Genomic DNA, 6,772 nt, shown 5'->3' with positions numbered 1-6,772 from the left:
CTGACCATGGCGGATGAGATGATGGATAAGGACCCGGCTTCGACGCAGATGGTATCGGCGGAGGCGGGCGTCGCCCCGGCCGATGTACGTGCGGCGCATGATATGGCGGCGTTCGTGCAGGAGTGCCCGAGCATGTTCCATACGGTGGTGGCAGTGCGGCGGCGTTTGGATGAGGCCGGTTTCGCCTATCTGCCCGAAAGCAAGCCGTGGGAGGTTCGGCGCGGCGGGCGCTACTACACCGTGCGCAACAACTCGAGCATCATCGCGTTCAAGGTCGGCGCGAAGCTTGACGCGTATCGCTTCCAACTTACGGCATCGCATTCCGATTCCCCGACGTACAAGGTAAAGGCGGCTCCCGAGCTTTCCGGTTCGGCGGGCTATTTGCGTCTGAACGTGGAAGCATACGGCGGCGTGATGGATCACACCTGGTTCGACAGGCCCTTGTCCGTTGCCGGCCGCGTGTTGGTGCGTTCGGGTAACCGCGTGGAAAGCCGCCTGATCGCGCCAGATGCCGATCTGCTTATCATTCCTCGCGTGCCCATCCACCTTGATCGCGAGGCGAATTCCCGTTTTTCCCCGAACCGTGCTGTCGATCTGTGTCCGGTCATGTCGGCAGGGGCGCTTCAGCCCGGGTCCTTCGATCGGCTGGTTGCCCAGGAGGCGGGCGTCGCGCCCGAGCAGGTGCTTGCGCGCGACCTGTTCCTGGTGAACCGTCAGCAGCCTTCCGTGTGGGGCTGGGGCAACGAGTTCATAAGCGCTCCGCGTTTGGATGACCTGGGGTGTGCCTACATCTCCCTTGCCGCGTTCCTGACCGCGGGCAACGACGATGCCGTCTCGGTGTTCTGCTGCTTCGATAACGAGGAAGTGGGCTCGAATACCAAGCAAGGCGCCATGTCGACGTTTTTGCGCGACTGCCTCGAGCGCGTGAACGCGGGACTTGGGTTCACGCTCGGGCAGCTGCGGTGCGCGCTGGCGAAGAGCATGCTGGCCAGCTGCGACAACGCCCACGCCGTGCATCCGAACCATCCCGAGTTCTACGACGAGGGCAACCGCGTCATGCTCAACCGCGGTCTTGCAGTGAAGGAGGCGGCGAACCAGAAGTACTGCACCGATGCCTTTAGCCGTGCGGTGTTCTGCGCGATATGCCAGAATGCGGGCGTGCCCTTGCAGCGCTTTGCGAACAGAAGCGACATGCCGGGTGGGTCGACGCTGGGGAACCTGTCGAATATGCAGGTGAGCATGCACGCCGTCGACGTGGGCCTGCCTCAGCTGGCCATGCATTCCAGCTATGAGACGGCCGGCGTCGCCGATATCGCCTTGGGAACCGCCGCATTGGAGGCGTTCTACAACGCCGACGTGTGCATTGAAGACGCCGATTTCGCGGAGCTGCGACCATAGGGGTGTTGGATACGCGGCCGGATCGGCGGGTTGCAAGAATGCCGATTGTAAGGTGACGATTGCGTTAATGGACATAATGCTGCAATATGGGGTGTTGCGCGCAGGCAAGACGAGCTCGCGTGCAATGATGCGATTCGCAAAACGATAGGAGTATTTTGCAGCAGCAATCTGTCGGCGCCGATGCGCCTTGTGTTCATATTATTACCGATTCGGCCTCTGACCTGGTACAAGGTGAACTCGATGGCGTAAGCGCCGTCGTGCCGCTTTCCATCGCGTTCGGCGATAAGGAGTATTTGGATGGCGTGGACCTGTCACATGACCGGTTTTACGAGAAGCTGGTGGAGTCCGATGAGCTTCCGCGCACCAGCCAGGTGTCGCCGTTCACGTTCTCGCAGACGATTGAGGGCGTGCTCGGCGCGCCCGACGCCGGCGGCTCGGACGAGGCGGTGGTCATCACGTTGTCGGCGAAGCTGTCGGGCACGCACGAGAGCGCGCTCGCCGCGGCGCAGGCGTGGGGAGGTCGCGTGCACGTGGTGGACTCCACGAATGTGACCATCGGGCAGAAGGCGCTCGTGGCGTTTGCGGTGCGCTTGGCGGAGCAGGGCATGTCGGCGGCTCAGATCGTTTCCGAGCTCGACGATGCGAAGGGCCGCATCCGCTTGGTCGCGCTGCTTGATACGTTGGAGTACCTGCAAAAGGGTGGACGCATCTCCAAAACGGCGGCATTCGCCGGCGGCGTGCTGTCCATCAAGCCCGTGGTCGCCATCCAAGACGGCGCCGTCGCCGTGCTTGGCAAGGCGCGCGGTTCGAAGAGGGGCAACAACCTGCTCATCCAGCAGGTGAAGGAGGCCGGCGGCATCGACTTCGACATGCCGTTCTTCCTGGGCTATACCGGCTTGGGCGATGATCTGGTGCGCAAGTACATCGAGGATAGCCGCGAGTTGTGGGAAGGCCACGTGGAAAGCGTCGGCTATTCCACCGTGGGCGGCACCATCGGCACGCATGTGGGGCCGGGCGCCGTGGCGTTGGCGTTTTTCGCCAAGCAGTAGCGCACCGCCGTCAGGCATTTTGCCCCGGCATCGTAACCGAGCGGTTACGATGCTGGGGCTTTTTTATCCGCGGCCGGGCGCGGAATGCGATCGGCGATAGCCGAAACCTTTTTTGCGGCCGTTTTGGTAGCATATACCTCCATACGCGTATGACCTGCAGTCTTAGTGGTATTACCCGCGATATTCCGTATGTTGTGCGAGGGGGTTGCAATGAGTCCGAGCATCGAGCAGCTTGATCGTTTCGTAAGATCGGCGCGTGCGGGTTCCTACAGCGCCGCTGCGCAGGAGCTGTACGTTTCCCCGCAAACCGTTTCGAAATCCGTCCATGACATGGAGCACAAGCTCAACATCGTGCTGTTCGAGCCGACAGGGCGCCGTCTGCGCCCCACCGCCCGCGGCGCGCAGGTGCTCCATCGCGCCTCCGAGGTCCTCGAGGGAGTAGACGATATCCGGCGCATCTGCGGCGACGGCGGCCTGTCGGGCGCGGCGGGGACTTCCCGGTTGCGTGTTGCGGTGGCCAGCTCCCCTTTGCGTGGCAGTGTGATGGCCGAGCGCGATTTCCGCGGTTTCCGGCGCCGCTGCCCGCATATCGCGCTCGACGTGTCCTTCCTTTCCAGCGGTTCGTGCTTGTCGGAGCTGGAATCCGGTGCGGTGGACGCGGCGGTGGTGGCGGGACGCCCGGGGGCCGAGGGGCTTGTGTCGGAGCGCGTGGGTGTGGTCGAGCTGCGCCTGTTGGTGTCGCGCGGGCATGCGCTTGCCTCACGCAAGTCACTTGCCCTTGCCGACTTGGAAGGCACCCTGCTTGCCGAGCCGTATGATTCCAGCTTTCTTAAGGCGACGGTGCTTGAGCTTCTTTCCCGGCACGGGGTGCGTCCGCGCATGGCGTCGCTGGAGATGTCGGCGGCGCGGCATCATGGTTTTCTCCACGAAGATGGAGGGGTGGTGCTCGTGGTGTGCGATGGCCGCTATCCCGAGCAGTTCCCGGATGTGGAGGCGGTGCCGTTCGCGGAAGGGGAGGGCATGGAGCTACCCGCGTACCTTGTATGGCGACAGGAAGCGGACGCTGCGCGGATGGGCGCTTTGGCGGAATGCTTGCGCGATTCGAGGTAACGGCCCGGGGCGGGCGCGCCGATCAGGTGCGCCCGCCCCGGGTTTTCGCGTCTTGGAGGCGTATGGCCGCGGGGCGGATGGGCGCCGGCAAGGCGGTTACCTTGGTTGCGGCGTTTCCCCTTCCTCATCGGCTATTGTGTCGGCAAACGGTCGAAATGGCCGCTTCCCCGGGTAAATAGGGCGGTTTAACGAGCAAATTACACTATCTGGGTGATGGAATACCCCCGTTGTTTTCGATATGGTTACCGTTAGAAAGCAAGGGATAAACGCTTAAGGAAAAAGGGAGGGCCTGTGAATACGAAGACGAAGCGTCGCATGATGGCGGTAACCGGCATCATCGTCATCGTGCTGGTCGTGATCTTGGCCGTCGTCGGCGGCTCCGGGGCTGCGAAGTCCGCTACCGTCGCCGATGCCGTTGCAGGTAAGTATGCCGACCAGAAGATCCAAGTGACGGGCAACGTGGTGGAGAACTCCTACACTACCAACGACAACGTGCTCACGTTCGCCATCTACGACAAGGACGGAAACCCCGGCGATCGGCTCGAGGTGCGCTACGAAGGGGGCGTGTCGGCCACGTTCGGCAACGATGTGACCGCAATCTGCACGGGCAAGATCGCCGACGACGGCGTGCTGCATGCTACCGAACTGGTGACGAAGTGCCCCTCGAAGTACGAGAACGCCTCGAGTGCGTTGAGCGTCTCCCGTCTGCTCGAGTACGGCGATGAGGTCGTCGACAAGCCGGTGAAGGTTTCCGGCACCGTGCAAACGGGCTCCCTGAAGGCCGCCGGCGAGGGCGATCGCTTCGTGTTGGCCGATCCCGATTCCGGCAAGACGCTGCCCGTCGCGTTCGACGGTGCGCTGTCCGACGAGATCGCGGAAGGCAGCTCGCTCGTGGTCACTGGCAGTCTTTCTGCCGACGGCAAGTTCGCCGCCACCGATGTGGCGCTTGAGGGTTAGGAAGAGGTTTCACGCATGTCGACTATCGGCCTTATGGGCCTGCTGGTGGCGTTCGCCGGCGTGGCCGTATCGGTGCTGTGCCTGCTTGCGGGCGCGATTTTGGGGCGCAAGGGGGAAAGCTCGCTTGGCGAGACTCTGACATGGGGCGGGCATATCGCCTCCATCCTGACCACGGTGGCGCTCACCGTATGCTGCGGCATCCTGGTGTACTGTTTCTTTGCGGGCGACTATTCCATCGAGTACGTGCTCAAGCAGCATAGCAACGCCGAGGGCACGCTCGGCTGGCTGTTCAAGCTGTCCGGCCTGTGGGCCGGCCGCGAGGGCTCGCTGCTGTTCTGGGCGTGGCTTATCAGCGTGTTCAACTCCGTGGTGGCCATCCGCGACCTGAAAAGCCCGCGCAAGCTGGACTCCATGGCCCTTATGGTGTCGCAGCTGGTGCTGGCGGCGTTCGTGGGCGTGCTGCTGTTCAGCGAGAGCAACATGCCGTTCACGGTCACGCCTCAGAAGTACTACAACGCCGACGGCTCGCTGACCAATGCGGCCAGCATGTTGGGCATGAACTCTCTGTTGGAGCATTGGGCTATGGCCATCCATCCGCCCACCTTGTTCGTGGGCTATGCGGGCCTGACCATCCCGTTCGCCTATGCCATCGCCGCGCTCATCGTGAACGACCCGTCCAGGGAATGGGTGGTGCGCAGCCAGCGCTACGCCCTGTTCTCGTGGCTGTTCCTGGGCATCGGCATCGGCCTTGGCGCCGTGTGGGCCTACGTGGTGCTCGGCTGGGGCGGCTATTGGGGCTGGGACGCCGTGGAAAACGCCAGCTTGCTGTCGTGGCTGGTGGGCGTGGCGCTCATCCACAGCTTCACCGTGTACCGCCAGCGCGGAGCGTTTAAGCGCTGGAGCGTCATGTGCGCCTGCATCACGTTCGCGTTCGTCATCGTGGGCACGTTCATCTCCCGTTCGGGCCTGGTGCAGTCCGTGCACGCCTTCGAGGGCGACCCGGTGTCGCTCGTGCTGTTCGGCGCGCTCATCGTCGTGGCGCTGCTGGCCGGCGTCGTGGGCCTGGTCGTTCGCTGGAAGAGCTTCGGCCCGGCAGCCGATGGCTCCGACGAGGTGGAGAACCTGCTGTCCAAGGAAGGCGCCTACTACTTCAACAACGTCATCATGGTGGTTTTCGCCACGCTGCTGGCGTACCTGACCGTGTCCTCGGCGTTGCCTGGGTTCCTGCCGTTCGGCGGCCAGACCGTGTCCTCGGGCACGTTCAACGCCATCGCCCGCCCGCTGGGCGTGGTGTACCTGGCCATCCTTGCGGTGTGCCCGCTGTTGGCCTGGGGCAAGACGCTGCGCTCGAAGTTCCTGAAGCAGGCGCGCATCCCCGCCATCTGCGCGCTGGTCCTGTTCGCGGTGCTGGCGGTGTACTGGGCCACGTACCTGGTGCCCAGCTATGACGCCATCCTCGCCGCAGGCGGCACCGCCGCCGAGGAGCTGGCAAGCGATGGCCCCGCCTGGTACTACAACGGCCTTGCGCTCGTGGGCTTCTTCGTGGCAAGCGTGCTGCTGTTCAACTCGTTGTTCATGCTGGGCCGCATCGTGCGCTCGTACAAGGAGTCGCATAGCTGCGGCGCCGTGGCAGCCTTCGGCGGATGCCTGCGTAACCGCCCCGCAAGCTTCGGTGGCTTCCTGTCGCATGCGGCCATGGCCGTCATCCTGGTCGGCCTGATCGGCTCGTCGATGTACGTGACGGAGAAGGTCGCCTACATCGGCTACGATGAGACAACCGACACCGCGTCCGAGACCTTCCAAATCAAGGATTACACGCTTGAGTACGTGTCCAATTCCGTGACCGAGGTGAACAACGGCGACGTCATCATGTACACCGTGAACTACGATGCCTACAAGGACGGCGCCTTCATCGGCCAGGTCAGCCCGAGCGTGCAGCTGGCGCAGAAGACCCAGCAGCAGAAGCTGGTCGCGAGCGTCATCTCGCTGCCCACCGAAGATCTGTTCGTGGTGTACCGCGGCGTGAACAACGACGGCGCGTTCTCTATGGATGTGCGGGTCAATCCGCTCATCTCGCTGGTGTGGGCGGGCTTCGGGCTGCTCATGGTCGGCGTGTGCGTGGCCACGGCGGGCCGCAGGCGCGCCAGCCGCAAGCTCACCGACGAGCAGCGTGCAGCCGCCGATGAAGCATCGGGCGAATCGGCGGCGGGCGCGGCATAGGCGCCCGAAACCGACGTGTTCGCTCGCGCGGCGATCTC

At 63.6% G+C, this 6,772-nt stretch carries 5 protein-coding genes; all 5 read left to right on the top strand.

All coding sequences use genetic code 11. The features are described 5' to 3' along the window. The first annotated feature begins 6 nt into the window (after positions 1–6). The 5 genes from SFHG_RS06195 to SFHG_RS06175 all read left to right on the top strand — a co-directional run bounded on the left by SFHG_RS06195 (position 7) and on the right by SFHG_RS06175 (position 6,734). Positions 7–1,398, top strand: a complete 1,392-nt coding sequence (locus SFHG_RS06195; RefSeq protein ID WP_316244718.1) for a M18 family aminopeptidase — start codon at positions 7–9, stop codon at positions 1,396–1,398. A gap of 155 nt (positions 1,399–1,553) precedes the next feature. Continuing rightward, the gene (locus SFHG_RS06190; RefSeq protein ID WP_042435024.1) at positions 1,554–2,447 is read left to right on the top strand and encodes a DegV family protein; all 894 of its coding nucleotides are present in this window, start codon (positions 1,554–1,556) and stop codon (positions 2,445–2,447) included. Positions 2,448–2,657: 210 nt separating this feature from the next. Then, complete coding sequence (locus tag SFHG_RS06185; protein WP_042435020.1) at positions 2,658–3,557, top strand: LysR family transcriptional regulator; 900 nt, start codon at positions 2,658–2,660, stop codon at positions 3,555–3,557. A gap of 291 nt (positions 3,558–3,848) precedes the next feature. Further along, complete coding sequence (locus SFHG_RS06180) at positions 3,849–4,514, top strand: cytochrome c maturation protein CcmE domain-containing protein (protein WP_042435017.1); 666 nt, start codon at positions 3,849–3,851, stop codon at positions 4,512–4,514. A 15-nt stretch (positions 4,515–4,529) separates the two neighbouring features. Beyond that, the gene (locus SFHG_RS06175; RefSeq protein ID WP_042435014.1) at positions 4,530–6,734 is read left to right on the top strand and encodes a heme lyase CcmF/NrfE family subunit; all 2,205 of its coding nucleotides are present in this window, start codon (positions 4,530–4,532) and stop codon (positions 6,732–6,734) included. Positions 6,735–6,772: the final 38 nt, after the last annotated feature.

The sequence above is a fragment of the Senegalimassilia anaerobia JC110 genome, from assembly GCF_000236865.1.
Lineage (GTDB): Bacteria > Actinomycetota > Coriobacteriia > Coriobacteriales > Eggerthellaceae > Senegalimassilia > Senegalimassilia anaerobia.
The sequence above is the reverse complement of the archived record's forward strand: the minus strand, read 5'-3'. Positions and strand labels throughout refer to the sequence as shown.